The organism is Marinomonas algae, assembly GCF_047525555.1.
Taxonomy (GTDB): Bacteria; Pseudomonadota; Gammaproteobacteria; order Pseudomonadales; family Marinomonadaceae; genus Marinomonas.
In genome coordinates this window covers 1-26,810 of record NZ_JBLIXK010000017.1, presented here as the reverse complement: position 1 = coordinate 26,810, position 26,810 = coordinate 1, and the positions used below count along the sequence as shown (strand labels likewise).

Annotated in this window: 23 protein-coding genes; 12 read left to right on the top strand and 11 right to left on the bottom strand. The window is 43.9% G+C overall.

Going from position 1 to position 26,810, the window contains the following annotated elements:
• Positions 1–162: 162 nt before the first annotated feature.
• The 4 genes from ACMUMQ_RS15695 to guaB form a co-directional block, all read right to left on the bottom strand.
• Entirely contained in the window at positions 163–429 is a 267-nt protein-coding gene (locus ACMUMQ_RS15695) for a hypothetical protein (protein ID WP_414682852.1), read from the bottom strand.
• Positions 430–704: 275 nt separating this feature from the next.
• A complete protein-coding gene (gene sfsA, locus ACMUMQ_RS15690) occupies positions 705–1,424 on the bottom strand; it encodes a DNA/RNA nuclease SfsA (protein ID WP_414682851.1) in 720 nt (239 codons plus the stop codon).
• Positions 1,425–1,531: 107 nt separating this feature from the next.
• Positions 1,532–3,109 carry a glutamine-hydrolyzing GMP synthase gene (gene guaA / locus ACMUMQ_RS15685; RefSeq protein WP_414682850.1) on the bottom strand — a complete coding sequence of 526 codons (1,578 nt, stop codon included), beginning with the start codon at positions 3,107–3,109 and terminating at the stop codon, positions 1,532–1,534.
• Positions 3,110–3,245: 136 nt separating this feature from the next.
• Entirely contained in the window at positions 3,246–4,712 is a 1,467-nt protein-coding gene (gene guaB, locus ACMUMQ_RS15680) for an IMP dehydrogenase (protein WP_414682849.1), read from the bottom strand.
• A gap of 93 nt (positions 4,713–4,805) precedes the next feature.
• Here guaB and xseA point away from each other — a divergent pair, with 93 nt between their 5' ends.
• The 3 genes from xseA to ACMUMQ_RS15665 all read left to right on the top strand — a co-directional run bounded on the left by xseA (position 4,806) and on the right by ACMUMQ_RS15665 (position 9,712).
• The gene (xseA, locus tag ACMUMQ_RS15675; protein ID WP_414682848.1) at positions 4,806–6,155 is read left to right on the top strand and encodes an exodeoxyribonuclease VII large subunit; all 1,350 of its coding nucleotides are present in this window, start codon (positions 4,806–4,808) and stop codon (positions 6,153–6,155) included.
• Between the two features lie 182 nt (positions 6,156–6,337).
• On the top strand, positions 6,338–8,368 hold the full coding sequence (locus tag ACMUMQ_RS15670) for a methyl-accepting chemotaxis protein (RefSeq protein ID WP_414682847.1): 2,031 nt from the start codon (positions 6,338–6,340) through the stop codon (positions 8,366–8,368).
• A 6-nt stretch (positions 8,369–8,374) separates the two neighbouring features.
• Positions 8,375–9,712 carry an ABC transporter substrate-binding protein gene (locus ACMUMQ_RS15665; protein ID WP_414682846.1) on the top strand — a complete coding sequence of 446 codons (1,338 nt, stop codon included), beginning with the start codon at positions 8,375–8,377 and terminating at the stop codon, positions 9,710–9,712.
• Positions 9,713–9,789: 77 nt separating this feature from the next.
• On the opposite strand, the gene ACMUMQ_RS15660 is transcribed toward ACMUMQ_RS15665, so the two are convergent.
• On the bottom strand, positions 9,790–10,686 hold the full coding sequence (locus ACMUMQ_RS15660) for a LysR family transcriptional regulator (protein ID WP_414682845.1): 897 nt from the start codon (positions 10,684–10,686) through the stop codon (positions 9,790–9,792).
• A gap of 163 nt (positions 10,687–10,849) precedes the next feature.
• On the opposite strand from ACMUMQ_RS15660, the gene ACMUMQ_RS15655 reads away from it, so the two are divergent.
• The 4 genes from ACMUMQ_RS15655 to ACMUMQ_RS15640 all read left to right on the top strand — a co-directional run bounded on the left by ACMUMQ_RS15655 (position 10,850) and on the right by ACMUMQ_RS15640 (position 13,571).
• Positions 10,850–11,368, top strand: coding sequence for a hypothetical protein (locus tag ACMUMQ_RS15655; protein ID WP_414682844.1), 519 nt, complete (start codon positions 10,850–10,852; stop codon positions 11,366–11,368).
• The gene (locus tag ACMUMQ_RS15650; protein ID WP_414682843.1) at positions 11,369–11,740 is read left to right on the top strand and encodes a DUF4260 family protein; all 372 of its coding nucleotides are present in this window, start codon (positions 11,369–11,371) and stop codon (positions 11,738–11,740) included.
• A 186-nt stretch (positions 11,741–11,926) separates the two neighbouring features.
• Complete coding sequence (locus ACMUMQ_RS15645) at positions 11,927–12,847, top strand: KAP family P-loop NTPase fold protein (protein WP_414682842.1); 921 nt, start codon at positions 11,927–11,929, stop codon at positions 12,845–12,847.
• A 13-nt stretch (positions 12,848–12,860) separates the two neighbouring features.
• The gene (locus ACMUMQ_RS15640; protein ID WP_414682841.1) at positions 12,861–13,571 is read left to right on the top strand and encodes a hypothetical protein; all 711 of its coding nucleotides are present in this window, start codon (positions 12,861–12,863) and stop codon (positions 13,569–13,571) included.
• 135 nt (positions 13,572–13,706) lie between these two features.
• On the opposite strand, the gene ACMUMQ_RS15635 is transcribed toward ACMUMQ_RS15640, so the two are convergent.
• Together ACMUMQ_RS15635 and ACMUMQ_RS15630 are read right to left on the bottom strand one after the other, a co-directional pair.
• Positions 13,707–15,074: a sigma-54-dependent transcriptional regulator gene (locus ACMUMQ_RS15635; RefSeq protein ID WP_414682840.1), complete on the bottom strand. Its 1,368-nt coding sequence runs from the start codon at positions 15,072–15,074 to the stop codon at positions 13,707–13,709.
• The gene (locus ACMUMQ_RS15630; RefSeq protein ID WP_414682839.1) at positions 15,064–16,974 is read right to left on the bottom strand and encodes a sensor histidine kinase; all 1,911 of its coding nucleotides are present in this window, start codon (positions 16,972–16,974) and stop codon (positions 15,064–15,066) included. Before ACMUMQ_RS15630 ends, ACMUMQ_RS15635 begins: the two co-directional genes overlap by 11 nt.
• A 365-nt stretch (positions 16,975–17,339) precedes the next feature.
• Here ACMUMQ_RS15630 and ACMUMQ_RS15625 point away from each other — a divergent pair, with 365 nt between their 5' ends.
• The 4 genes from ACMUMQ_RS15625 to ACMUMQ_RS15610 all read left to right on the top strand — a co-directional run bounded on the left by ACMUMQ_RS15625 (position 17,340) and on the right by ACMUMQ_RS15610 (position 20,967).
• Positions 17,340–18,791 (top strand): cytochrome ubiquinol oxidase subunit I, encoded by a 1,452-nt coding sequence (locus ACMUMQ_RS15625; protein WP_414682838.1) that lies wholly within the window; start codon positions 17,340–17,342, stop codon positions 18,789–18,791.
• Positions 18,791–19,804: a cytochrome d ubiquinol oxidase subunit II gene (gene cydB, locus ACMUMQ_RS15620; protein WP_414682837.1), complete on the top strand. Its 1,014-nt coding sequence runs from the start codon at positions 18,791–18,793 to the stop codon at positions 19,802–19,804. Before ACMUMQ_RS15625 ends, cydB begins: the two co-directional genes overlap by 1 nt.
• Positions 19,804–19,941: a hypothetical protein gene (locus ACMUMQ_RS15615; RefSeq protein ID WP_414682836.1), complete on the top strand. Its 138-nt coding sequence runs from the start codon at positions 19,804–19,806 to the stop codon at positions 19,939–19,941. The genes cydB and ACMUMQ_RS15615 overlap by 1 nt, the downstream gene beginning before the upstream one ends.
• A gap of 129 nt (positions 19,942–20,070) precedes the next feature.
• On the top strand, positions 20,071–20,967 hold the full coding sequence (locus tag ACMUMQ_RS15610) for an EamA family transporter (RefSeq protein WP_414682835.1): 897 nt from the start codon (positions 20,071–20,073) through the stop codon (positions 20,965–20,967).
• A gap of 8 nt (positions 20,968–20,975) precedes the next feature.
• Here the strand turns inward: ACMUMQ_RS15610 and ACMUMQ_RS15605 are convergent, their stop codons facing one another.
• The 3 genes from ACMUMQ_RS15605 to ACMUMQ_RS15595 all read right to left on the bottom strand — a co-directional run bounded on the left by ACMUMQ_RS15605 (position 20,976) and on the right by ACMUMQ_RS15595 (position 22,851).
• Positions 20,976–21,818, bottom strand: a complete 843-nt coding sequence (locus tag ACMUMQ_RS15605; RefSeq protein ID WP_414682834.1) for an ion transporter — start codon at positions 21,816–21,818, stop codon at positions 20,976–20,978.
• A 118-nt stretch (positions 21,819–21,936) separates the two neighbouring features.
• On the bottom strand, positions 21,937–22,212 hold the full coding sequence (locus ACMUMQ_RS15600; protein WP_414682833.1) for a hypothetical protein: 276 nt from the start codon (positions 22,210–22,212) through the stop codon (positions 21,937–21,939).
• Positions 22,213–22,299: 87 nt separating this feature from the next.
• Entirely contained in the window at positions 22,300–22,851 is a 552-nt protein-coding gene (locus ACMUMQ_RS15595) for a mechanosensitive ion channel domain-containing protein (RefSeq protein ID WP_414682832.1), read from the bottom strand.
• A gap of 167 nt (positions 22,852–23,018) precedes the next feature.
• On the opposite strand from ACMUMQ_RS15595, the gene hrpB reads away from it, so the two are divergent.
• Complete coding sequence (hrpB, locus tag ACMUMQ_RS15590; protein WP_414682831.1) at positions 23,019–25,529, top strand: ATP-dependent helicase HrpB; 2,511 nt, start codon at positions 23,019–23,021, stop codon at positions 25,527–25,529.
• Here hrpB and ACMUMQ_RS15585 read toward each other — a convergent pair.
• On the bottom strand, positions 25,515–26,510 hold the full coding sequence (locus tag ACMUMQ_RS15585) for a phosphotransferase (RefSeq protein WP_414682830.1): 996 nt from the start codon (positions 26,508–26,510) through the stop codon (positions 25,515–25,517). The genes hrpB and ACMUMQ_RS15585 overlap by 15 nt on opposite strands.
• Positions 26,511–26,810: the final 300 nt, after the last annotated feature.

The window sequence follows — 26,810 nt, the reverse complement described above, 5'->3', positions numbered from 1 at the left end:
GAGTCGGTAGAAAGTTATAATAAGAGTCGGCCACATATGGCCTTAAAATACAAAACGCCCGATGAGGTTCATCGAGCGTTTTAGAACCTGAATAAGTGTCAACCTATATCAGGACTAGTCACTGCCTTACTAAAACTAAGGCAATTTGGTTACGATAAGAAATTATTGAGCGCTTTGCGCTTGTAGATCTTCAAGCTGAATTTGTAGCTCTTCGTATTTAGCACCTAACATAGCTTCTTTTTCTGCAGGAGTAGAAGCTGCATTTAGATCAACACTAGTATCAACCTCTGCACCCATGCTTTCCAACTGAGCAGCAATGGCATCAACACGAGATTGCGCTTCAGCTAAAGCATCGTCATTTGCGAAAGCCGCTGTAGAGATTGCAGTAGCAGCCAAAAAAGTTAACGCTGATTTAGTAAATACATTCATAATATTTCTCCATTCGCTAATTAAATTTCATTTTCAATAAAAAGGTCTTTATTGAGAACGATTGCGTTCCCACGAGAGAAATAATAGCAATAGATTTTCATTAAAAAAGCATCTGAAAGCCGCTTCCCCGTTTGATTCAGAATGAAAGCAATAAACTCTCGTTCGCAGACTTAAAGTAAAAATAGGTAAAGAGAAACTGACGAAATTAGAAGAATCCAGACACTTTATTTAGTAAATATGACTCTAAATGCAGCGCATTGAGAAATATATGCTTTTTAAGATTCAATTTTAGGAGAGATAACAGGAATAGAATGACTGACAACCATTTTTTCAGTCGTGATATCGACTTTATAGGCGAGCACTTCAACACCTTTTTCCACCACTTCAGCAAAAGCCAAGGCATATTTTTCATCTATATGAACAGCTGGAGAAACAGAATCAATACCCGAATGACTCACACAGAAAAACAAAACAGCCCGATGACCTTCTTTAACCATCTTGGCGAGTTCATACAAATGCTTACGCCCACGATCTGTTACTGCATCAGGAAAATAACCATTACCATCTTCTTCTAATAAGGTGACATTTTTCACCTCAACATAGCATTTCTGACCTTCGTTCCCAGTTAAGAGCCAATCAATGCGACTATTTTCACCATATTTCACTTCAGCTTTTAGCTCTGCATAACCAGCCAGTTCAGACACAACGCCATTCGCAATCGCTTCACCAACCAACTTATTTGGCAAACCAGTATTAATACAAGCCAGATGTTCGCCGTCGACTTCAACCAATTCCCACGTATAACCTAACTTTCGTTTTGGATTCGTACTTTTGGAAAGCCACACACGGGCATTATCTTGCTGACAACGTTTCATCGAACCTGTATTCGGGCAATGAGCAACTACCACTTCACCACTAGGCAATTCAACATCAGACAAAAAACGCTTATAACGCTTAATTAAACGCCCTTCTATTAACTGGGTAGGAAAGTCCAAAACATAACTCCAACATTCTTTCTATATAGAACAAAAAAGCGGCTCTCTTTCATGACGAAAGGAGCCGCTCTTTTATACTATTAAACTAAACAATTAATCTGTGGAAATTATTCCCACTCAATTGTTGCTGGCGGCTTAGACGAAACATCATAAGCAACACGAGAAATATTCTCGATTTCATTAATGATGCGACCAGAAACCGTTTCTAATAACTCATATGGAAGATGCGCCCAACGAGCCGTCATGAAGTCGATGGTTTCTACCGCACGAAGTGATACGACGTATTCATAACGACGACCATCACCAACCACACCAACGGATTTCACTGGCAAGAAAACAACGAAAGCTTGGCTTGTTTTCTCGTACCAACCAGACTTACGCAACTCTTCAATGAAAATAGCGTCAGCACGACGAAGAATGTCTGCGTACTCTTTTTTCACTTCACCCAAGATACGAACACCCAAACCTGGCCCAGGGAACGGATGACGATAAACCATGTCATACGGAAGACCAAGCGCAAGACCAAGCTTACGAACCTCATCTTTAAAGAGTTCACGAAGCGGCTCAACCAACTCCATCTTCATATCTTCAGGCAAACCACCCACATTATGGTGAGATTTAATAACGTGCGCTTTACCTGTTTTAGAGGCAGCAGATTCGATTACATCAGGATAAATCGTACCCTGAGCAAGGAAATCAATGCCGTCTAATTTAGAAGACTCTTCGTCAAAGATTTCGATAAATGTATTACCGATGATCTTACGCTTCTTCTCTGGATCTGCTTCACCAGCCAACTTACCAAGGAACAAGTCTTCTGCATCAACACGAATCACTTTCACACCCATGTTGTCAGCAAACATTTTCATTACTTGGTCGCCTTCGTTTAAACGAAGCAAACCGTTATCAACGAAAACACACGTCAACTGACTGCCGATGGCTTTGTGCAATAAAGCCGCCACAACAGAAGAATCCACACCACCAGACAAAGCCAACAGAACTTGCTTGTCGCCCACTTGCTCACGCATTCTTTCGATTGCATCTTCAGCAATGTTAGCTGGCGTCCACAAAGTGTCACACTCACAAATATCTACAACGAAACGAGATAGAATTTTTCCACCTTGTTTCGTATGAGTTACTTCAGGGTGGAATTGAACGCCGTAAAACTTCTTAACTTCGTTCGACATCGCAGCAATCGGACAGCTTTCCGTAGACGCCATCAAAGAGAAGTCCGCAGGCATTGCAGATACTTTATCACCGTGGCTCATCCAAACATCTAATGCAGCAACGCCATTGTTCGCTACGTGATCTTGGATGCCTTCTAATAAAGAAGAGCCTTCGTGCTTACGGATTTGAGCATAACCAAATTCACGCAACTCAGAACCTTGAACTTTACCGCCCAGTTGTTCTGCCATTGTTTGCATGCCGTAACAGATACCGAAAACAGGCACACCTAAAGTAAATACAGCTTCTGGAGCACGAGGAGAACCTGGCTCAGGAACAGACTCAGGGCCACCAGCTAAGATGATGCCTTTAGGTGCGAAATCAATAACTTCCTGATCTTCCATATCAAAAGCACGAACTTCACAGTAAACGCCAATTTCACGAACACGACGTGCGATCAACTGAGTGTACTGGGAGCCAAAATCAAGAATAAGAATTTTATGAGCGTGGATATCTTGCGACATTGTTAGCCATTCCTTTCACTCTATCCCAAAGAACATCGCCCTTTAAAATAGAAGTAATTAATCAATAGATAGTAAGAGCAAAAAATAAAGATGGGGCGTGTTATACGCCCCATCCAAATATTAAATTATCAAGCGATTAACCCACGTGATAATTTGGTGCCTCTTTCGTAATGGTCACATCATGGACATGACTCTCACGCATACCAGCACCGGTAATTTGAGAGAACTGAGTTTTCGTACGCATCGTCTCAATATCAGCTGAACCTGTGTAGCCCATAGAAGAGCGAACACCGCCCATCAACTGATGAACAACCGCAACCATTGGCCCTTTCGAAGGTACACGACCTTCAATACCTTCAGGAACAAGCTTTTCAACGCTGCTTGAATCTTGGAAGTAGCGATCACTTGAACCTTGAGACTGAGACATAGCACCAAGCGAGCCCATGCCGCGGTACGCTTTAAATGAACGACCTTGGAACAACACCACTTCACCAGGCGCTTCATCTGTACCAGCAAGCAAACCACCAACCATGATGACACTTGCACCAGCGGCAATCGCCTTAGCAATATCACCAGAGAAACGCACGCCGCCATCAGCAATAACTGGAATGCCGCGAGGGTTCATTGCTTCTGCAACATTCGCTACTGCACTGATTTGAGGAACCCCCACACCAGCAACAATACGAGTAGTACAAATTGAGCCTGGGCCGATACCGACTTTCACGCCATCAGCACCCGCATCAGCAAGCGCAATCGCCGCTTCAGCTGTCGCAATGTTACCGCCAATCACTTGAATGTGAGGGAAGTTTTCCTTCACCCAGCGAACGCGATCGATAACACCTTTTGAGTGACCGTGAGCGGTATCAACAACAATAATATCAACGCCCGCATCTGAAAGTGCTTTCACACGTTCTGCTGTGTCTGCGCCAGTACCAACAGCTGCACCAACACGCAAACGACCTTGGTCATCTTTACAAGCGTTAGGGTAAGTTGTTGCTTTATTAAAATCGGTAACGGTTACCATGCCGCGTAATTCAAACTGCTCATTCACGATCAGCACTTTCTCAATGCGGTTTTCGTGAAGCAATTTACGGATGGAACCAGAAGATGCGCCTTCAAGAGCAGTAACAAGACGCTCTTTTGGCGTCATGATGTCAGAGACTTTTTTGTCGAAGTCTTTTACAAAACGAACATCACGGCTTGTAACGATACCAACCAAATCTGTACCTTGAACAACAGGTACACTAGAAATGCTATTAGCCGCCGTTAACGCCATTAGCTCTTCAACGGTTGCTTCAGGATTAATGGTTACAAGATCACGAACAATACCGCTTTCGTATTTTTTAACACGACGAACTTCTTGCGCTTGTTCTTCAATGGTCAAGTTTTTGTGCACAATGCCTATGCCGCCTTCTTGAGCCAAAGCAATCGCCATGCGATGTTCGGTAACAGTATCCATTGCAGAAGACGTAAGCGGAATATTCAGCTCGATGTCTTTCGTGATTTTGGTTTTGAGGCTAACATCCTTAGGAAGAACTTCGGAATAGCCAGGGATAAGCAATACGTCATCAAACGTTAGAGCTTCTTGCACGATTCGTAACATAATAGAGGGGTTTCCAATGCCAACAGGGTGTTAAGATGGCAAGTAATTCTACTCCTATAGTTGCATTCGGTAAATCAAAACAACGAGAGATTGATGAATATTTTTACAACTTCTTCCCCACAAGAAACTGCATTTAGCGTCTCGCAACTAAATAAGCAGATTCAACAGCTACTTGAAGCCAGTTTGCCTTGGATTTTAGTGGAAGGTGAAATCTCCAATTTAGCCAAACCAGGTTCGGGACATTGGTACTTTTCACTCAAAGATGACAAAGCACAAATCCGCTGCGCCATGTTCAAAAGCAAAAACAACGCCGTCCGTTTTCGTCCAAAAGATGGCGACAAAGTTCGACTCCGTGCCAGAGTGACTTTTTATGGTCCTCGTGGAGATTGTCAGCTCAGCGTCGAAAGCATGGAATCCGCCGGAGAAGGCGCACTTCAACAAGCGTTTGAACGATTAAAAAACACTTTGCAGCTTGAGGGATTATTTGATGCCTCTCACAAAAAGCCGCTGCCAAGCAAACCAGAACGCGTTGCCATCATCACATCGCCTGTTGGCGCCGCTGTGCGAGACATGATCATTGCTTTCCGTCGTCGCTTCCCTCTCACCGAACTCACTATTTTGCCTTCATTAGTACAGGGCCAAGATGCCGCTAAGAACATATTGAAGCAAATGCAGCGAGCAGACAGCAGCGGTCACTTCGATGCGATTATTCTTGGTCGCGGCGGCGGTTCACTGGAAGACTTATGGAGTTTCAACGACGAAGCATTGGCCAGAGCCGTCTTTCACGCTCAAACGCCCATCGTATCTGCCGTAGGGCACGAAACCGACTTTACCATTACAGACTTTGTTGCAGACGTGCGCGCCGCAACCCCAACAGCGGCCGCCGAACTATTGAGTCCAGATCGAAATCAGCTGATTCGACAAATCGAGCAACAGGAAAAGCAACTCACTCGACGCATGTCTCGCATTCTTGAACAATGCCAACAGCAGCTCGACTTCACAACAAAACGCATTCGTCACCCGAAAGAGCGTATTGAGCAACAACAAAACCAGCTCAACCAATTAATGCATCGTTTACAGCAAAACATTCAGCGCAAAGTGTCAGAGCAGCACATTCAAACAAGCAACCTCGCTCATCGACTTAAAAGAAACAGCCCAGCTCGTCGTATTAGCCAAGAAAGGCAAGCGCTCAGCAATATAGACACACGACTTGCGCACGCTCTGCGTAACAACCTAACAAACAAACAAACGGCTTTTGCTCGCATCATCGACAAACTCAATCTCGTCAGCCCGCTCAATACCTTGTCCCGTGGCTACGCCATTGCCTCGAAAGACAAACAAGTGATTCGTTCTATTGAAGAAGTAGAAAAAGGTGACGCATTAACCGTCCGAGTTCAGGATGGTGAAATATTATGTGAGGTCAGTGAAGGTAGAGAAATTTAACCAAGTAGAAGAATAATGCTTCTAGGCAAAGATTCGATGCAAAAATAGATTAAAGCTTCTAAACTCAAGCTTTAATTGAATATAAAACCAAGGCTTTTATATTCTGAGCGATAAGGTAAAAGTGATGTTTACTTTTTCCATTTTGTTTACCAAACACAAAATGATCACCAAGGTTGGTTTATATGACATTAAAACTCTCCACCAAAATAGTACTTTGCTTTTCTTGCATCGGCTTATTATTCATAGGGTCTTCTTGGCTAAACTATGAAAGCCGATTAAAAGTCATTAGCGGATTGGATACTATTAATGAATCCTCTACTCCTATTGTAAAACTGGCTTCTAACGTAACAGAGTCAGTTACCAGCGCTGAAATTCTATTACTAAAGCTACTCAACACAACAACGCCAGCAGAACACTCAGAGCAACTAAGTCAGATCAATCAAAACAAAAGCAAAGCACTGACAACTTTGGCTGAGCTTAAAACTGCTGCTAGTGGCGTAGACCGCAACCTACAAGATGAAATAATTCCAGACATTGATTCGCTGGATCTTGCTATCACTCAAATGTTTGAGCTGACTGGAAAAATAGAAAAGCATCAGCATTCTTTTATTGATCTAAGCGTGCAAGCAAAATCCATTTCTGATGAATTAACTCAATTAAGAGATGAAGTACTGCCTTTATTAGCCAACATTCTTCTTCAAGTGGAAGAAGACAACGTCATTTCAGTCATCAATGAAACTAACGCTTCTATTTCGTCAGGCATGTTAGTTATTGAGCAGTTGGTTAACACAAGAAATATAAGTGAACTAAAGAGCAATCAAGAGCACTTTGTTGACTGGCAAAACATGCACTCCAATTTATTACCTAAATTGATATTCTCCTCTAATGAAGACTACTTTAAAAACTTTGTCTCTGAATTATCCCTATTAACCCTCTCCATTCTTGATGCCGTAGAAGGCGATACCGGCCTCATCGCCATTCAAAACGAGCGATTGGCTCTAGCAGAGCAATCACGTATAGACACTTTAGAGCTAGAAAAGAAAATACGAGAAGCAGAAACAGCCACTCAAGGCTTACTGGACACCGCGTTCCGAATTAACACTAACCTTTCTGTTTCTTTAGGTAAGGATGCTGTCGATCAAAACCGTAACAACGTCATGATAGGCATAGTCATTCTGAGCATGATTTTAATCCTTTCTATCTGGATTAGCCGTTTCTTGAAAACCTCTATCAGACAATTAATGAAAGAGCTAAACGACCTTTCCCAAGGTTATTTAAACCGTGTGCAAGCCACTAACAAAACCGATGAATTTGGTGAGTTAAACCGCTACATGGTGATGGTTGTAAATAATCTCAGACAAACCGTCCTAAACATTGATGACTCTTCTCAATTTGTTGAAAAATCCGTCTCCAGCGTTGTGAACAGCTCCCAAAGCACGTTAGAAATAGTTCAACAGCAAAAATCTGAAATCGACTTAGTCTCAGCAGCGCTTGTCGAAATGTCAGCGACAGCCAACGAAGTGGCCACTCATACAGAGAAAACTCACAGAGAAGTATTATCAGCAGCAGAACTTGCAAAAGAAGGTCGTACTTGTGTACAAGCAAGCTATCAAAGCATTGAGAAAATTTCAGAGCAAACAGGCCAAGCAATAGAAGTCATTAAAAACCTCGATTCCTCAGTGACCAGCATTGAAGACATTATTGGTGCCATCACAGACATCGCAGACCAAACCAACCTACTCGCACTAAACGCCGCAATCGAAGCCGCAAGAGCTGGAGAACAAGGCCGAGGCTTTGCCGTCGTCGCCGATGAAGTACGTACGCTCGCCACAAAGACACAGGAATCCACATTGGAAATACAGGAAAAAATATCCTCCATGGTGGCAGATTCCAAACGCGCAGTTGACGTGATAAACCAAAGCGAAGAAAAAGTCGCCCTGAGTCTAGAACAAGCACGAATATCAGACGACACCATCGCCCAATTCGAAGAAAAAATGAACGAAGTTCGCGAGCTCAGTTACCTCATTGCCACCGCCGCAGAAGAACAAGCTCAAACCACAGCAGAACTGGAAGGCAACCTAACCCGAATTTCCAATCTAACTGATGAAACAAACCAAAAAGCAGAATCCGCTAAAGACGTTGCCGTGTCTCAAGTTAAAGTCGTCAATTCTTTAAAAGAAAATGTCTCTAAATTCGTTATTGATGAGGTCTAATTCAGCATGACTAAAATACTAAAGAACACACAGACCTTAATAAACGCATCAATTTTAGCTGGCACTTTTTCTACTATCGCCTTGTCAGCCACCAGCGCCCACGCGGTCGAACTAAACATCGCCACGGTAAATAATGGGCACATGATTGAAATGCAGAAACTCAGCAACGAATTTGAAACCTTACATCCAGACATTCAATTAAAATGGCACGTTTACAATGAAGGCAGTTTACGCATGCGAGCCATTGCCGACATTGCTTCTGGCGGTGGACGTTACGACGTATTGACCATTGGTATGTATGAAGCGCCTATTTGGGCAAAACACGGATGGCTAAAGCCTCTTAATTTTAGCGCATCTTATGACGTAGACGATCTTCTGCCTTCTGTCAGAGAAGGTTTATCTTATGAAGGTGAGTTATACGCAGCGCCCTTCTATGGCGAAAGCTCCATGCTGATGTACAGAGAAGACTTACTCAGCAAAGCCAATCTCTCATTTAGCAGTCGCCCTAGTTGGGATCAAGTCTACAACGCAGCACAAAAAATGCATGACCCAGAAAATGATATTTATGGCATTTGTCTACGAGGAAAACCTGGCTGGGGAGATAACATGGCCTTAATCTCCACCATGGTAAACAGCTTTGGTGGACAATGGTTCGACATGAACTGGACGCCTCAAATAGATAGCCCAGCTTGGCAAAAAGCCGTCAGCTTTTATATAGATCTTCTATCAAACTACGGGCCGCCAAACTCAGAGAAAAACAGCTTCAATGAAATTTTATCATTATCCCGTGAAGGCAAATGCGCCATGTGGATTGATGCCTCCGTTGCCGCTTCGTTTATAACCAATCAAGACGAAAGCCAATACGCCAATAATTGGAAATTTGCCCAATCGCCTTATCAAGAAACCAGCTTAGGTGCGAATTGGCTATGGGCTTGGTCTTTGGCTATCCCGCAAAATACCAAAAAATTGGAAGCAGCAGAAACCTTCATTAGTTGGGCAACCTCAAAAGATTACATAGGTTTGATAGCGAAGAAAAACGGTTGGAAAAACATTCCAACAGGCACTCGAACATCCACCTATCAAGAGCAGAACTTCCTGTCTGTCGCGGGTGTTTTTGCCAATGCAGAATTAGAAGCCTTACGAACAGCCACACCAGATAACAGCACATTACCTGCGTCGCCCTATTCTGGAATTCAGTTCGTCCCTATTCCAGAATTTGTTCCTATTGCCGGCAACACAGGGCAAAAAATAGCGGAAATATTGGAAGGCAATATGTCAGTACAAGAAGCCTTATCAAGCGCACAAAAAACCGCTGTAAGAGAAATGAAACGAGCAGAACATTAATTCAGCTTTACCTTCTTATGGCATTCAATAAAAAGCACGCTTTATGCGTGCTTTTTTGTGCTCTCGCGGCAAGGACTCTAACGGGCATTTTTTAAATGCTCAATAAAAGCGACAATATGCGCTGGGAGCACTCGATCTTTCATCGTCACCAAATCAATTCCGGCTGAAATGGATTTGGAATCAGGCAGTATTTCAACAACCTCTTTACTGGCCAACTCCTTCTCCACCAGCACTCTGGGCAAATTCGCGATACCAAGCCCAGCCATCACAAAATCTTTGACCAAGCGATCGTCGTTCGCAGCAATGGAAGCGCTCTTCACCTCCAAGCGTTTTACCAACTTTTTATCGTTCTTTCCTAACCAGGTTTTCATGGACGGACAATCCATTTGATAATCAATAATATCAAGATCCACCACTTGATTAAAATCGGTTATCTCATCGTGTTCCGCAATAAATTGACGACTCGCCACGGTAACAAACGCTTCTGAGCGAAAAGGATAAACCTCTAACAAACGATTGTCTGAAGAAAACACCACGATGCCAACGTCTGTTTTACCATTCACCACACCCTTTACCGTCGTTGCATCGTCTTGCAATTCAATCTCAATATTAACGTGTGGGTGCGCTTTTTTAAATGCATCAATAACAGGAACAAGAAGCAAGGTCGCCAGTTCCATTGTACAAGCGATAGATAAAGTACCAAACAAACTCCCAGAGTCCCGCTTCACCTTAATCATCTCTTCTTCAAGGGCTGACAAATGCTTATCCGCGGTCACCAACAGCTCTCTTCCCTCAGGCGTCAGATAGATTTTTCGATTGGCCCTTTTAAACAGAACAATCCCCAACTCTTCTTCAAGCTTTTTAATTTGATGAGAGACCGCTTGCTGAGTTAAATACAAACGACTCGCCGCCTTGGTCACACTTTCATATTTTGCCACCTGAACGAAAGTTGCCAGATTATTTAAATGACGCATTCAAACTCCTTAACCCTTCTTCCATCACTTCATATAAAAACAACTTAACACAAATAAAATTTAAAAAAAGTTAAAAAAGTACTGTTTTTTATTTGTTAATTAATCCTTCACACTCTCCATAGTTTCATCAAATGACACACTATCTAATACAGAGAGGAACAGCATGAAAAAACACATTACAGCCGGATTATTCCTTAGCGCTATGGCAACACAAGCATCCGCGTTTGATATTGAAATAGACCCAACGGCTTATCTTTTCAGTGGGCACTCCATTCACTTCGGGTTTGGCGGTGACAACTATCGCTTTGACATTGGTACATTTGGACTGGAGGCGCCAGAAGCCTTTCATGGAGACGAAAACTACGATCTAGAATTTGAAGGCGTTGGTATCAAATTAGATTATCTGTTCGGCAACTATGCGGGATGGTTTGTTGGCGTTGAAGCCAACTCGAACGAGGTCACTTACACTCGAAAATCCACCAATGAAACCGCCACAAGACAACAATTTTCATTAGGTCCAAGGTTCGGTTATCGCATCATGTACACGCAAAATATCACCATCACGCCATGGTTGGGCATCAACTTAAATCTTGAACATGACGATGTGATATTGGATGGCGAACGCGCAGACAGTGAAGCTGTTACCTTCTTTCCAGCGGTTCACCTTGGTTGGAAGTTTTAAATGATGATTAGCAGAAACCTCAAAGGCATGTTGCGCCTTGAAGCCGCGGCGATATTCACCTTCTCCAGTATCGCCTACTTTCAATACAACCCAGATTGGCTACTTTTCGCCCTCTTATTCTTACTGCCTGACTTGGCGATATTGGGTTATCTAGCAAGCAATAAAACAGGCGCAATCTTGTACAACATCACCCATTCATTAATCGGCCCAGCTTTGTGCCTTGGCATCAGTTGGTTAGCGCTCAAGAATGAACTGGGCATTTCTATTGGCCTTATTTGGTTCGCACACGTTGGCTTTGATCGCACCTTAGGCTACGGACTCAAATACGCTAGTGGCTTTAAACACACGCACTTGGGAGTCATTGGCAGATAAGCTTTTCTGAATGTCGCATGATCGGCCGAACACTCTATTTGGTTGATCAAAGAAACAAAACACGTTCGCTCCACGCGCTAGCGCGAGAAGTCGCTGAACTGTGTTATTGTTTCTTTCAATGCTTAAGATTTTTAAACTCTTTTAGTAGAGATAACTCATATCAGGTTAATGAAAGGAAGCGATAACATGTTCACCAAAGACGCTATAAATTGGTCTAAACCTACACCAATAGATGGTGAAACCTTTCCACAAGACGCGTTAGGTCGTGAAAAGTACGCGCAGTTCTTAACGCAGTTTTTAAAAGACCAAGGTTATGACCCTTCAACAGAAAAGAAACAAAACTACGTACTCAACCTAAACTCCGAATGGGGTTCAGGTAAAACCTATTTCCTAAAGCGTTGGTCAGCAGACTTGAAAAAGTTTTTCCCTACTATGTACATTGATGCATGGCAACAAGACTACTCCGACGATCCATTGATGACAGTGATATCGTCTGTGATAAATCAGCTTAGAGAACAAGCTGGTATAGATGTAGATAAATCTAATTTTGCAATTCCTAACAAGGTTGTTGGTTTATTAAAAGCCGCCGCGCCAGCCCTTATAAAAACATTTTCTAAGAAGTACTTCGGTGACGAAGACTTTATCGATTTAAGTGATGTCGCAGCAGATGCGGTGACGCATTTACTCGATGAACATGAAGAGAAGTCGCAAGCAATTGATGATTTAAAAGATAGCGTCGCTGAATGGGTTTCTTTCGTTGTAAAGAACCCACAAGGCCCAAAACAATACCCAGCCTTTATTTTCATCGATGAGTTAGACCGCTGTCGTCCAAGTTATGCAGTAGAAATGCTGGAAACCATCAAACATATTTTTGATATTGAAGGCATTGTCTTTGTTGTGGCAACCGACACGGAGCAACTGCAACACGCCGTCAAAGCCATTTATGGTGAAGGATTCAATGCTCAACTTTATCTTGGCCGTTTTTTTAACAGCCGTTTCAGTTTAAAAGCACCAGACTTAAAAGACTTCTTGGAAGTACATGTCGACTACCATAAGTTATCAGGATTAAGTCTAAGGGGGGGTTGGTGTAAATATATTCCCATTTAATGAAGATGGAAAAGTGACTTTACAAAATATCACCACCATTTTAGGTGCATTCAAGATGCCACCTAGAACCGCAATTCAAGTTGCAGACCGCGTTATAGCAACGATATCAAATATGCCTTATGGCTCTCACCTCGACATAATTCTTTTGACAACATTACTTTGTATAAATGAGCAAGATAATGAATTATTTAAAAATATCGCTTCAGGAAATTTTCAATATCAAGATACAAACGGTAACGACATAAAATTGGAAAAATTCTTATGCGAAAGGTTTGAAAATAAACAATGTATATTAAATTTTGAAGTATGTTTAGAGGAATACAGAGAGTTTTTTTCAAAACAACACAGTCAATCCAAAAGGATCTTTGACAAAATTTTTAGAAGTAATCCTCATCCTTCTCTTCAAATAAATTGTACCGATTACTTTCAGCATACCTACTTAAATATTTTAGGAAGCGACTCTAGTAGCATACTTTTTGTTACAACAGGACCTATCAGAACCCCCCAGTACGAAGAAACCTCTCAACTTAATAAAGCTATAAATAACCTCGAAAAGAATCGTTTACCAATCAACTCAACTTCAGAGTATGGAAAGCTCTGGTTTGAGGCTGAATATTACAGAGGTCAATTTGACAAAATCAAGCTAGAAAAATACCAAGACTACGTCGAACTTGCTTCTGCTTTAGATTGGATCGATGGTGACACAGGCTCAGATGATGCTTAGGTAAATATCTTTAAAGATAAACTCTTAGCTAGACAGGAACATAGCAGAGTTCAGCGACTTCTCGCGCTTGCGCGTGGAGCGAACGTGCTATGTTCCTGTCTAGCGCCTCAAACCAAACCACCCCAAGCAACGTAATCACACCCCATATCGCTCTATTTTCTTGATCAACCCTTGTCGTGAAATGCCGAGTTGTTTGGCGGCTTGGGTGCGGTTTCCTTGGTGTTTTTCTAATGCGTTGTGGATAAGGCGGATTTCGAGGTCTTTGACTTGTTCGTCCAATGTGGTGTCGCTGTTGGCGGTATGGTCACGCGTTTGTCTCTGGTTTGTGGCGGTGACATTTGGGTAAAGCAGTTGAATGTCTTCCATGGCGATGCGCCCTGTTGGGCAGATGGAAGCAACACTTTCTAAGGCGTTTCTGAGTTCCCGCACGTTGCCTTGCCATGTTTGCTCACGAAACCATTGCATGGCGTCTGGCGTGAGTTGCAGGTTTTTCGATTGCTGCGTTTCTAAGTGTTTGAGAAACGCCTGTAATAACACAGGAACATCTTCCAATCGCTCTGATAAGGCTTGGGTTTCGATGTTCACGCCTTTGATGCGGTAATACAAATCTTCTCGAAAACTGCCTTCTTGCACCTTGCTCAGTAAGTCGGCGTTGGTCGCGGAGACCACTCGAATGTCGATGTGTTTTTGCTCTCGTCCGCCAACAGGGAAAAACGTGCCTTCTTGCAACACTCTCAGCAGTTTGACTTGCATCGCCAGTGGCATTTCGCCGATTTCATCGAGGAACAATGTGCCGCCGTCGGCCAAGCTTAGTAAGCCTACTTTGTCTTTCTCCGCGCCAGTGAACGCGCCTTTCACGTAGCCAAACAATTCGCTTTCTAATAACTCCGCTGGAATCGCGCCGCAATGGACGGAAACAAACGCCTTACTCGCTCGGTGGCTCAAGTCATGCAAGGTGCGGGAAATCACTTCTTTGCCTGTGCCAGATGGCCCAGTCACTAAAACACGCACGTCCGTTGGCGCAATGCGTTCGATTAAAGCGCGAATTTTTTGCGAGCTGGCGGAATACCCAATATAAGACGCCGCGCCTTGAGTTTGTTGCGTGGATTGTTTGAGCTGGTTTAATTCCCGCTCTAACGTGGTTTTGGTAATCGCTCGGCGCACCACGACCGCCAACATGTCTGGATCAATGGGTTTGGCGATAAAGTCCCAAGCACCCAATTCAACGGCTTTTAGCGCCAGTTCACGATCCGCGTGGCCAGTAATAATAATCACAGGTCGACCTTCAAATTCCGGCATGGCGTCTAATGTCACTTGAGGATCAAAATGCGGCGGCATAGACAAATCCAGCAAGACCAAATCCGCGTCAAATTTGCCGATCACATCACGGGCTTCTTCTAAGCTGCCAACCGCTTTCACATGATAATCTTGCTTCGCCAACCAACGTCCTGCCAACTCTCGGAATGCAGGTTCGTCATCCACTAATAAAATTTTATTCTGCATTCTGTTGTTCCTGTTCTTGTGGTTTTTTATGCGCTTGTGTCTTAGGTAGAACAATTTCAAATGTCACTGGCCACTCAGTATCGGCGCGATGAAAAATGCGGCCGCCATGAGCATCAATAATGCGCCGCACAATCGCCAACCCTAACCCGCTCCCACCAGCGCGTTTGGTCACAAAAGGTTGGAACAAAGCGTCGCCTTGCAGGGTTTTATCAATCTCTGGGCCATTATTGTGTATTTGGATAATCAAGGATTCGGCTTCCGCTTTCGCCTCGATAGACAACTTACCGTCTGGCTGATTGCGCAAAAACGCCGTGGCGTTATCGATCAAGTTAATAAACACCTGCTGGAGTCGTTGAGGATCGGCGTCCAACTCCAAAGTCTCGTCCACGTTGATGTCATAACCAATATTCCCCAATGGCGCTTGTGCCAATACGCTAGCAATGAGTGCTCGCAATGGCGTAGGAGACAATTGCAGCGTCAAACCGCCGGAATACACCAACATATCGCTCACCAGACGATCGGCTCGGTTTAATTGCGTTTGAATGTGTTGACGAGTGTCGGGCGGTGAATCGTGCGACGCCATGGCGATGATGTTCAAAGGGTTGCGCAGTTCGTGAGCCATGGCGGCGGATAAACCACCAAGTTCTACAAGATGTTGCTCATCCAGACGCTTTCGTTCCGCCGCGGCCAAAGCAAGAGATCGATCCAATAAGCCACAACTGTTGGCATAAAGAGACGCAAAGACTTCCGCGGTTAAGCGCATTCCTGGGCTGGCGTCTTCCCAGCCGATTAAGCTAAAACGCCAGCCATTTTGGTCTTGTGAAAGCGTGATAGCCAAATCACTCTTTGTCGTCATTTCACTACTAAATGGCATGTTAATTTGAACCGTTCGACGAATTTGTGCAGACAACAAGCCTTCGCCTAGCGCGATAAGAGCGGGCCAATCTTGGGCTTCTTTTAAACGGCTCGACCAGTTTTCCAGCACTTGCTCATTCAACATAGCGCCGGGATAAATCAAACGAGAAATCAGACGATTCAATGGCTGGTAAATCACCGCCGTCGTCACTAAAAGAAGCAAAGAATAGAGCCACAATTGCCAGCTTGGAACGTCCGCTAAAGCTTGCAAACCCAGTCGTCCAGACACCACGCTGATCACCGCGATCAAACAAAGAATCACCAGCATCATGGCAAGCCAAAGTAAGGCTCTGTTCGCAAAGGCATTCACCGATAAGATTTGATAACGCACCACGCCATAAACCAGCAAAAGCAAATAGCTTGGCAACAGCAACATAGGATAAGGAAACCAACTGATGCCAAAGGACGGAAACACAAAACTGGTTGCCAGTAAAAGCCCCCACGCGCCAACGCCAAACATCGCCAAGATAGAGCGTTTTTTATTGCCCGAATGGCGATACCAACCGAAGAGTAAAACCCCATGCGCCAAAATTCCCACTAAAACCGTATATACGAGGTTTCCTGTGCCTGCGTCTGTAAAAACGAAAAAAGAACGCGTGTCGAATGTGCTAACAACGTCGCCCGCGCCAATCCACCAGCTGTGCAAAACAACGGCCGAACTGATGGCGTAAAACCAAGGTAACGCATTATGAAGTCGGTCGAGCATGGCTTCTTTCGCGGCGCCAGAATTTACAAACACAATGGCAAAATGCAGGAAGAAAGTCGGCATAAGAGGATTCGCGAGAATGATGTGAATGCCAAGGTTTTCAAACCCTTGAAACAAGGCAACGTGACCAAAACACCAAATCGCCATCATGATGGCAAAGCCAGCCAAGGCGCGTAAATCGCCCTGCTTTTTCGCTCGCCATAAAAGCCAAATCGCGACCAAAATACCGCAGACGCTGGACACCAACATAGCGATTTCAAACATCAATGAAAGAGTCAAACTGTAAACCTCGTTTACACTAAAAATAAGACAAAATCGTAAACCTCTTTTACGGCTCACGCAAAGTTAAATTTTATTCCTTTAAAATCAATAAGATAAAAACACCCAGAAATTGGCCTCTCGTTTGCTATAAGCATTATTAATAGATTGATCTAGATCAATTTTTACTGACTTAATCACACATTCTTAATGGGGCAGACATTATGAACATGAGTTTTTTTCTAACAGAGGCCATCGCGCTTTTTAGCATTATAGGCTTGGCGGTTTTTCCTTTGGCGTTTCAACAGATACGCACCATCGCCATCAAGAACGACGAATAACCATCGCTTGTCTTTTTTAACATTCAACTTTTACTAGGAATGGTTATGGATCTCGACGTTGCTATTTTGTCTCGTATTCAATTCGCCTTTACGGTGAGTTTCCACATTATTTTTCCCAGCATCACGATTGGTCTTGCGACCTTAATTGCGATCTGGGAAGGCTTGTGGCTGAAAACACACAACCCGTATTACCTTCAATTGGCCAAGTTTTGGATCAAGCCTTTTGCCATCACCTTCGGCATGGGCGTGGTGTCTGGCATTGTGTTGTCTTATGAATTCGGCACTAACTTTTCTAAATTCTCTGAAATGACCGGAGCGATTTTAGGGCCGCTCATGGCGTACGAAGTGCTGACGGCTTTCTTCATGGAAGCGGGCTTTCTCGGCGTCATGCTTTTTGGTTGGCAGCGGGTCGGTCGCAAGCTGCATTTCTTCTCAACCCTTGTGGTGATGACAGGCACTTGGATTTCAGCCTTTTGGATCATTGTGGCGAATTCTTGGATGCAAACGCCTGCGGGTTACAAAATCGTCGATGGCAAATTTGAAGTAGAAAGCTGGATGGCGATCATTTTCAATCCGTCCATGCCTTATCGATTCACACACATGTTAATGGCAGCTTTTATCACAGCCACTTTTGTTGTTGCAGGCATTTGCGCTTATTACTTATTGAAAAAGCAGAACATTCCTTTTGCGAAAAAAGGTTTGTCTATGTGCATGTGGTTCGCCTTGATATTGACGCCAATGCAAGCCTGGATTGGTGACATGCACGGCTTGAACGTGCAAGAGCATCAGCCAACAAAACTCGCCGCGATGGAAGGTATTTGGCCAGAAAAAGAAGCCAATGTGCCTTTGTTGTTATTCGCCATGCCGAACATGGAAACCGAATCCAACGATTACCAAGTGGGCATTCCCAACCTTGGTAGCTTGATTCTGACGCATTCTTGGGATGGCGAAGTACAAGGGTTAAAAGCCGTTCCACCTGAAGACAGACCGAATGTGCCTTTGGTGTTTTGGTCATTCCGCGTCATGGTTGGCATTGGTTTTGGGATGATGGGTATCGCCCTACTCGCCTTGTTATTGCGCCGCAAAGGTCGCTTGTTCGAAAACAGACCTTTCCTCGCGTTAGTCAGCTTATTTACACCTGCTGGCGTGATTGCGGTGTTGGCTGGCTGGTACGTGGTGGAAATCGGCCGACAGCCTTGGATCGTTTACAACTTGGTACGCACCTCAGAAATCGTCTCGCCATTACCGGCCGAGCGAGTCTTATTCACTCTTATCGTCTTCGTGGTGATTTATACCTTGCTGCTTGGGGTTTATCTGTACTTCATGCGTAAGTTAATCAAGAAAGGCCCACCAAGTATGGCCGCCTTAGAACAGCAATTAATCGGTATGAAAGCGCCCGGTTACGCTTTGGCGTGGGTGAAGCTGTTACAAGAAAACGATGCTGATAATAAAGACACTCAAAATACACAAGCACGAAACAAAGAAGGAGAACAATAATGGATTTGGCATTTTTCTACTTCCTCGTTTTAGGCTTCGCCATCTTTATGTATGTCTTGCTCGATGGCTTTGATCTAGGCATTGGAATCTTGTATCCATGGTTCAATCAAGGTGGCGAGCGAGACCATTTAATGCGCTCTATCTCACATGTTTGGGATGGCAATGAAACTTGGTTGGTGTTTGGAGGCGTAATTCTGTTTGCGGCCTTTCCGGCGGCCTATGGCGATATTCTCTCCATCTTTTATCTGCCAATCATGCTGATGCTGTTTGCCTTGATCTTCCGTGGTGTCGCCTTTGAGTATCGTTTCAAATCCAACACCTCTCGACCTTATTGGGATTTGGCGTTCAGTTCAGGTTCTGCTATTGCGGCCTTTTGCCAAGGCTTGTTACTGGGTTCTTTGGTTCAAGGCGTTCCCTCAGACACGAGCAGTTTGTCTAGCTTGCATTGGCTAACGCCTTTTTCCATCTTGACCGGATTTTCTGTGATGGCAGGTTATGCCTTGCTGGCCGCGTGTTACTTGTTTATGAAAAGCCGCGGCAGGATTCAGCAACATGCAGCGCATTTGGGCAAACGACTTCTCATCATCACTGTCTTAGCCATGCTCGCCGTCAGTCTGTGGACAGTGATTAACGAAGTGGAAATCCGCGAGCGTTGGTTCAGCGATTACAACTTCCTGTTATTGTCACCTTTGCCACTCCTAAGTTTGGCCGCTGCATTCTTTGTATGGAAGGACCTCAGCGCACACAAAGCGCATCAAGATAACAGCAGAGAAAGCCGTCCTTTTTGGTGTGCTTCCGCACTCTTCTTGTTAGGTTTTGCAGGCTTGGTTGTAGGCTTGTTTCCTTACCTGATTCCAAGACAATTAACCTTTATGGACGCCGCTTCGCCAGATTCCAGCTTGCTCTTCTTGCTACCGGGCGTGTGTATTTTCGTCCCGCTGATTTGCGCTTATACCATTTGGGGTTATCGCGTATTCGCAGGCAAGGTCGAAGATTATCAGGAGGGTTACTAATGGCGAAACGACTGAAAGACAAACTCGCTGAACTGAAATCTTGGCAATGGTTTTTATTGCTCTATGGTGCAGGTTTTATCGCTGTGATTTGCACCTCTTATGGCATCAAACTTTTAATGACAGGTTTGCCCTCCTAAGACTCAGCAGACAGATTTAAAAATGCCTTTTAATCTGTCTGCTTAATTTTTCCTTGATGTGTACATGGGATTCTCATACGAAACCACTTAAAGTAGGCGATTCCTTTTTATTCAACGTTAAGGTTCCCCATGACACCAAAAGATATGTTACTCGGTCTTGCGATTATTTTTGCTTGGGGCTTTAACTTTGTGGTGATTCGTTGGGGGCTCGACGACTTAACCCCAATGATGCTGGGTGGCTTACGCTTTCTTGTGATTGCGGTGATCGGCTCCTTCTTTTTCGCTCGCCCTAAAACGCCGCTAAAGTGGATGCTCGCCTACGGTTTGTCCTTAAACTTCGGACAATTTGCTTTCCTATTTACCGCTATGGAATTTGGCATGCCTGCTGGACTCGCTTCTTTGGTTCTGCAATCTCAGGCTATTTTCACTCTGTTGTTTGCCGCTCTATTTTTCAAAGAATACGTGCGCCCTTATCAATTATTGTCCATTGGTGTGGCGGCTTCAGGTTTAGCAGTTATTGGCTTGCATGGCGAAGACACAAGCATGACTGCGATAGGTTTTGGTATCACTTTAGCGGCGGCATCAAGCTGGGCATTCGGTAATATCGTCACAAAAACCATCAGTCGAAAAGGTTATGAGTCGAACGTAAACCTCATTGTTTGGTCTTGCTGGTTTCCACCTATTCCCTTCTTTATTGGCTCTTACTTTATCGATGGCAGCGATGTTATGTGGAGCAACATCACTCAGATTGATTGGCAAACCATGGCCACTCTCGCCTACTTATCTGTCGTTGCGACCATTATGGGTTACGGCTTATGGAGCTATTTGATGTCCCGTTATTCCGCAGGAACCGTTGCGCCACTGACGCTTGGTGTTCCGGTTGTCGGACTCACGTCCACCGCGTGGATATTAGATGAGAAAATCGGCTCGTATCAGTGGATTGGCATCGCCTTGGTGTTGGCTGGATTAATTATGAATACATTAGGCGGGCGCTGGTTAGCTCGTCGAGCCAACCAGCAAGCTTAGACTTAGACTTATTCTTTATCTTGCGATGATGCTTTGTGTGAATCATCGATTTTATCGGACAATCGCGCGACTTGAGCTTGTAACTCCGCGATCTGTTGAACCAAGGCATGGTGATGATTGTCTTGGTTTTCTTGCTCTTTTTCCGCGGTTTCTCTGGTCATAACATCAAGCACAACACCGACCATCATGTTTAAAAACACAAACGCCGTTAAGAAAATGAAGACAATGTAGAAGATCCAGCTCATTGGATAGACTTCCATTGTTTCGTACATTACGTCTGTCCAATCCTCAAAGGTGGCAACGCGGAACAGAGTCAGCATAGAAATGGCGATGTCGCCCCATAATTCGTCATTCACCTGATCGAAGAAGATAGAACCAACCGCCGCAAAGATGTAGAAAATGATAAACATCAAAAGCGCGATATAGCCCATTTTGGGAATGGCTTTTAGCAAGGCATTAATTAAAAAGCGCAGATCGGGAATAATCGAAACCAAACGCAGCACTCGGAAGACTCGTAATAAACGAGCAACCAGAATCATGTCTGTGTCTGAGAGAGGCACCAAACTGCCAATCACAATAATAGTGTCGAATAAGTTCCATGGGTCTTTTAAGAATCGACGTTTGTCGTCGCAAGCCATGAAACGCAAGCTGATTTCTACCAAGAAAAATACCGTGATGAAAGCGTCTAGATAATTGATCGCCAGTTCAACACTGTAAGGTAGAGGGTAGGTTTTTGCTCCTACGGTTAACGCAGCAACAATAATGATGCCGATGATAAAACCTTGAAACCAAACGCTTCGCTCAATGCGCTTCATCTTAGCTAGCAAGCGTCCAGAAAATACCGTTTCCATTATTTTTTCACACCTAATATAAAACAAAATAGCTCATCTAAAAGACAAGGTGACGCCATATTAAGTTCATATCATCAAAAATAAAAGTAGAAGTGATTTTAGCTGTAAAGTTTGCCAATTAAGTGCGTTTTACACGCACAACTTTCATGATTTCGACAGGAATACCCGCGACCATTTCTTGAGTCGGATAGTAGGTTAAATTTACGCGAGCACCTCGTAACGTACGGTACTTTCCTTGGCGCTTGAATCGAAATGGTACGTCATAACCTTCTATCATTAAGGTATGAAGCACCCAATCTTCTTGAGGCCGTTGCGCATGGGACTTTACTTTCATTGCATCAGAATGAATAAGCGCATCGTTATTTTTTAGCAGAGATTCTGGATCAGATTTCACGAGACTTTCTCCTTCAATACGATGAAAGTCTCTTAGTATGACATAAGTAAGCCAGATCTTAAAAAATTGATTGTTTTTTGTTCAACACTATTCGGCCGAGTCTTTTGGCTCTTTTTCTTCTTTGTTGAATTGGCTCACGGCTTCCGCAGCTTTTTGGTCAGTGAAGCGCACTACTGCTTTTTGTAATATCAGACTATTTGGATACGTTACGATATCGTCAGATAAGCGTTTGATGATCACATGAAAGGTCGAGATTTCTATAATCTGACCTAAGATTTCATCGTCCTTATCGACTACTTTCACCCAATCTCCCACGCGATAAGGAAAGCCGAAGAAGATAATCAAACTGGCCGTAATGTTGCTAAGGATTGACCATTGGGCAAACAGAGCAACACCGACAACAGCAAACACAGACGAAAAGAAAATCGCCAACTGCCCATATCCTACGCCCAAAACTAAACACACCAACAAGATGAAAACAGCTGTAAAGCCAAGATTAAGCATTTTAGAAACATAGGTCACACGTACTTCGTTAACCGACTTCTTCTGGCCTAGTAAGGTAATGGAAGATTTAAGAAAGCGGGAAAACATCACATAACCCACAACCAATAAAATAAGCAAACCAATTTGTATCATCATATTTTTGTCCTATGGCTTTTTAAAAGCACAAGTAACGAAGTAAAACCGAACTATACCTGAGTTTAGCAAATTGCCAATCCCTCTGAATGACTCTGTAAAGCTCATTTTGATCTGCGTTAGCCGCTTAAAAACGCTATGATAGACGAAGCACATCAACGAGCGATTTTATGCCTAACGAACTGCCTATTTTCCAACTGATTCCTGACCTGAAACACCAGCTGAGTCAGCATCATGAAGCCATTTTAGAAGCCGCGCCAGGTGCAGGTAAAACTACCGTAGTTCCTCTCGCTTTAATGGAAGAAAATTGGTTAAAAGGTCGGCAGATCATTATGTTGGAACCCCGCCGTTTGGCCGCTAAAGCCGCAGCAAAACGTCTTGCCGATACCTTGAACGAGCCACTTGGTGAGCGCATTGGTTATCGCATTCGTCATGAAAATAAAGAAAGCAAACACACTCAAGTTTTAGTTGTCACAGAAGGCGTATTAACCAGAATGCTTCAAGACGACCCAAGTCTTGATTCCATCGCACTGGTTATTTTTGATGAATTCCATGAACGCAACCTGCACTCTGACCTCGCTTTTGCTTTATGCCTGCAAGCTCGTGATTTGTATCGGGATGAAGATCCGCTCAAACTGTTAGTCATGTCCGCTACGCTTGATACAGAAGCACTCCAAGCTCGTCTCGGTTGCCCTGTATTAACCAGCCAAGGACGCAGCTTTCCGATTGAAACACGCTACGCCAACCTTGCCTTAAAAACCGATCAAGTGGTTGATGAAGTGGTACGCCTCACCTGCCAAGCTTTCTCTGAAGAATCTGGCAGCTTGCTGGTTTTCCTTCCCGGTCAAAGAGAGATTCGTCGCGTGGCGAACCAACTGCAAGAACGACTCGGGCATGAATCCCATTTAAGTATTCTTCCGTTATATGGCGAGCTAAACCTAAAAGAGCAAGAAGCCGTTATTCAGCCGGCAATTGCGCCTGCCCGAAAAATTGTACTTGCCACTTCCATTGCTCAAACAAGTTTGACCATAGAAGGTGTTCGAGTGGTCATCGACAGCGGTTTAAGTCGTGAGGCGCGTTTTGATGCGAACACAGCAACCACGAGACTTCATACTCGTCGTGCCACTCAAGCAGAAACCGTACAGCGAATGGGGCGAGCTGGGCGAACAGAACCGGGCGTGTGCTATCGATGGTGGAGCGAAAATCAGCAATACCAGCTTGCTTCTCAAGCTCAGCCTCAAATTGAAATCAGCGACCTAAGCAGCCTTGTTATGGAGTTGGTAAAGTGGGGCGTACAAAATAGATTGGAACTCGATTGGATCACGCCACCGCCCAACAGCCATTGGCAACAAGCCGTCGATTTACTGACCAATCTCACCGCCTTAAAAAGGCAAAAAGATCTACAATTAAGTGCGCTCGGAACACAGATGAGCAACCTGAATATCGAACCTAGATTAGCACGAATTCTGATCGAAGGAAGACGCCTAAATATGGCAGAAGTAGCCTGTGCTATTTGTACCATATTGTCTGAAGGCGACCCTTTAACCCAGCATCACAGCGACCTTACTGATCGACTTGATTGGCTAGATAACGCTCATACAAAGATTAATCCACACAAACAAAAGCCCTATCGAAAATCACTGAAACAATGGCAACAACAAAGCCAAAAAATCGCTATCGAAAGCATTGATCAAACCTCCAATGAAATGACACAACTATTGCTACATGCCTTTGCCGATCGTATCGCCCAAAGGGTTAGCCACGAACAAGGCAAAGTCCGTTATAAATTGGCAAACGGCCGTATAGCAAGCCTATCCATTGAAGATCCTGTTGCACAAAGTGAATGGATGATTGCGTTGGATATCGGAGGACATAATGGTCAAGAAGATCGAGTTTTCCTGAGCACAGCGCTCCAGTTGTCGACCATTACAAGCAACGCCCCAGACTTAATATCATTAAAAACACATTTTGCATGGTCTAAAAAAGAAGGCAGACTGATCAGTGAATCCCAGCGTTGGATTGGCAAAATATGCATAGACTCACAAAAGCTCAAATCGCCTTCTGAGGCCGACATCGCTGATGCTGTATGCCAATATATAAAACAAGAAGGCTTATCTGTTTTACCTTGGGATTCAGCAAGCGAGCAGCTAAAAGCCAGAATGCAATTTGCTTTCACCCATGACCATAACAATCTTTGGCCTGAAAGCTCAGATCAGGCGCTATTAAATTCTCTTGAAGAATGGCTTGCACCCTACCTTGGTAAAGTCACCACACAACAAGCAATGAATAAGCTTTCTCTAGCAGACATTTTATTGAGCCGACTCGACTGGAACCAACAACAGCAACTCAATAAAAGCGTTCCTGCGCGTATCGCAGCGCCATCAGGGTCAAGTCATGCAATTGATTACTGTGAAGTAAATCCCACGTTAAGAGTAAAGTTACAAGAAATGTTTGGCTGTACTGAAAGCCCTAAAGTATTAAATCAAATTGTGCGGATTGAACTTTTATCTCCAGGGCAAAGACCTCTTGCGGTCACTCAAGATTTAGCTTTCTTTTGGCAACAAGCTTACCCTGACGTTCGTAAAGAAATGCGTGGACGTTACCCAAAGCACCCATGGCCAGAAAATCCCTTAGAGGCACAGGCGACAGCGAAAACAAACCGAGCGCTACGCTCCTCTTAATTGAGAAAGCGCTTGCTCTGTCATCTTGCGACTAAACAGCGTGTTCTTTTTATGAGTGGGTGACCAACCTAGAATAAATCGATGGAAATCAGCCCATGCGATGGAAAATAATCCATGCCATTCAGAAGCAACGGCTTCTGCAGTATCTGGAGATTCACCTGTCGCAAGAATGCATCGAGACAATTCCGAAAAATACAGTTCAAGCAGATAATCAAGATGCTCATTCAATTCAGATTCAGAGAAACAACTACCAAGAAAATAAGCTAGATCTTGGACACCAATCCCCCGCCCAACATATTGAAAATCCACTGCGGCAGCCGAAGTTAAATCATCGCTGAAACAAAAGTTCGCCAGTTTTGCATCACCATGAACTAAAGTTTGATAACACGCTTGATCAATAGTTTTATCGATACTTCCAGCTTGTTCTTTTAATTCCCCCTCAGACATAGACTTCCATTCATCAGGGCGAGTAGCTAAATGCCAATAAGTACCTCTAGCCCATAAACCTTCTGGCCAATCTTCTCGCACCTCAGTCTGTAGAAAACGGGCATGGAAACTCGCCAGCCAATTAATCACAATCGTGGACTCTTCCACAGAGAGGAAATCGCAACGACGCCCGAAGCCTGCTGCATCTAAATCCTCTAATAAAAGAAAGGTTTCACCTTCCTGATAAAAAGAAGCAAGTAACTTAGGCAAACGCTCATGTTCAGTACAAGCAGCAGACCACTCTTGATACCAATTCGCTTCGACTTTATAAGACTTCACTTTACGATCATGAGCAAATGAAGACTTCCAACCCCGAGGGTGGTTTTGAATTTGTCCGAATTGAATAGACTTAAGAACAACACTCTTAGCAATGTCAGACCTATCGACAGAGAAACGAATGATTTCTCCATAACCGCTCCATAAGCCTTGAATCGTTTCAGTACGAGTCACTAAAGACGCATTAAGAGCACGTTTAATAAATATTTCAGGTGTCATAACATCAAATTAATTAAGAGTAGACGCTTATAATAACTGAATAAAGGGTGTGGTGTTATAGGCGGTGATTTAATTTAAGTTGGCACATCGAAGAATGAGGCTGGCAGACAATAAAGTGCCTTGGATGTCATTTCTGTCGAAGCAGAAGGAAAGTGAAATAGAGTGTCTTAGTGGTCATTTACGCAGACGCGTTGAGGTACGAAACAAGCGCAAGTAAATGACCACTAAGACGCTCTTGTTTCTAATCTGATCTGTTCCTGTCTCTATTCCCTTTCAGACCTTCCATTTCCTACAGACGAA

Bases quoted from the DNA above. Each gene is read 5' to 3' on its own strand.
- ACMUMQ_RS15625 (WP_414682838.1), top strand. From the start codon at position 17,340: ATGGATCTCGACGTTGCTATTTTGTCTCGTATTCAATTCGCCTTTACG.
- xseA (WP_414682848.1), top strand. From the start codon at position 4,806: ATGAATATTTTTACAACTTCTTCCCCACAAGAAACTGCATTTAGCGTC.
- ACMUMQ_RS15595 (WP_414682832.1), bottom strand. From the start codon at position 22,851: ATGATGATACAAATTGGTTTGCTTATTTTATTGGTTGTGGGTTATGTG.
- ACMUMQ_RS15670 (WP_414682847.1), top strand. From the start codon at position 6,338: ATGACATTAAAACTCTCCACCAAAATAGTACTTTGCTTTTCTTGCATC.
- ACMUMQ_RS15655 (WP_414682844.1), top strand. From the start codon at position 10,850: ATGAAAAAACACATTACAGCCGGATTATTCCTTAGCGCTATGGCAACA.
- guaA (WP_414682850.1), bottom strand. From the start codon at position 3,109: ATGTCGCAAGATATCCACGCTCATAAAATTCTTATTCTTGATTTTGGC.
- guaB (WP_414682849.1), bottom strand. From the start codon at position 4,712: ATGTTACGAATCGTGCAAGAAGCTCTAACGTTTGATGACGTATTGCTT.
- ACMUMQ_RS15660 (WP_414682845.1), bottom strand. From the start codon at position 10,686: ATGCGTCATTTAAATAATCTGGCAACTTTCGTTCAGGTGGCAAAATAT.
- ACMUMQ_RS15665 (WP_414682846.1), top strand. From the start codon at position 8,375: ATGACTAAAATACTAAAGAACACACAGACCTTAATAAACGCATCAATT.
- cydB (WP_414682837.1), top strand. From the start codon at position 18,791: ATGGATTTGGCATTTTTCTACTTCCTCGTTTTAGGCTTCGCCATCTTT.
- ACMUMQ_RS15635 (WP_414682840.1), bottom strand. From the start codon at position 15,074: ATGCAGAATAAAATTTTATTAGTGGATGACGAACCTGCATTCCGAGAG.
- ACMUMQ_RS15585 (WP_414682830.1), bottom strand. From the start codon at position 26,510: ATGACACCTGAAATATTTATTAAACGTGCTCTTAATGCGTCTTTAGTG.
- ACMUMQ_RS15610 (WP_414682835.1), top strand. From the start codon at position 20,071: ATGACACCAAAAGATATGTTACTCGGTCTTGCGATTATTTTTGCTTGG.
- ACMUMQ_RS15650 (WP_414682843.1), top strand. From the start codon at position 11,369: ATGATGATTAGCAGAAACCTCAAAGGCATGTTGCGCCTTGAAGCCGCG.
- ACMUMQ_RS15645 (WP_414682842.1), top strand. From the start codon at position 11,927: ATGTTCACCAAAGACGCTATAAATTGGTCTAAACCTACACCAATAGAT.
- ACMUMQ_RS15605 (WP_414682834.1), bottom strand. From the start codon at position 21,818: ATGGAAACGGTATTTTCTGGACGCTTGCTAGCTAAGATGAAGCGCATT.
- ACMUMQ_RS15695 (WP_414682852.1), bottom strand. From the start codon at position 429: ATGAATGTATTTACTAAATCAGCGTTAACTTTTTTGGCTGCTACTGCA.
- hrpB (WP_414682831.1), top strand. From the start codon at position 23,019: ATGCCTAACGAACTGCCTATTTTCCAACTGATTCCTGACCTGAAACAC.
- ACMUMQ_RS15615 (WP_414682836.1), top strand. From the start codon at position 19,804: ATGGCGAAACGACTGAAAGACAAACTCGCTGAACTGAAATCTTGGCAA.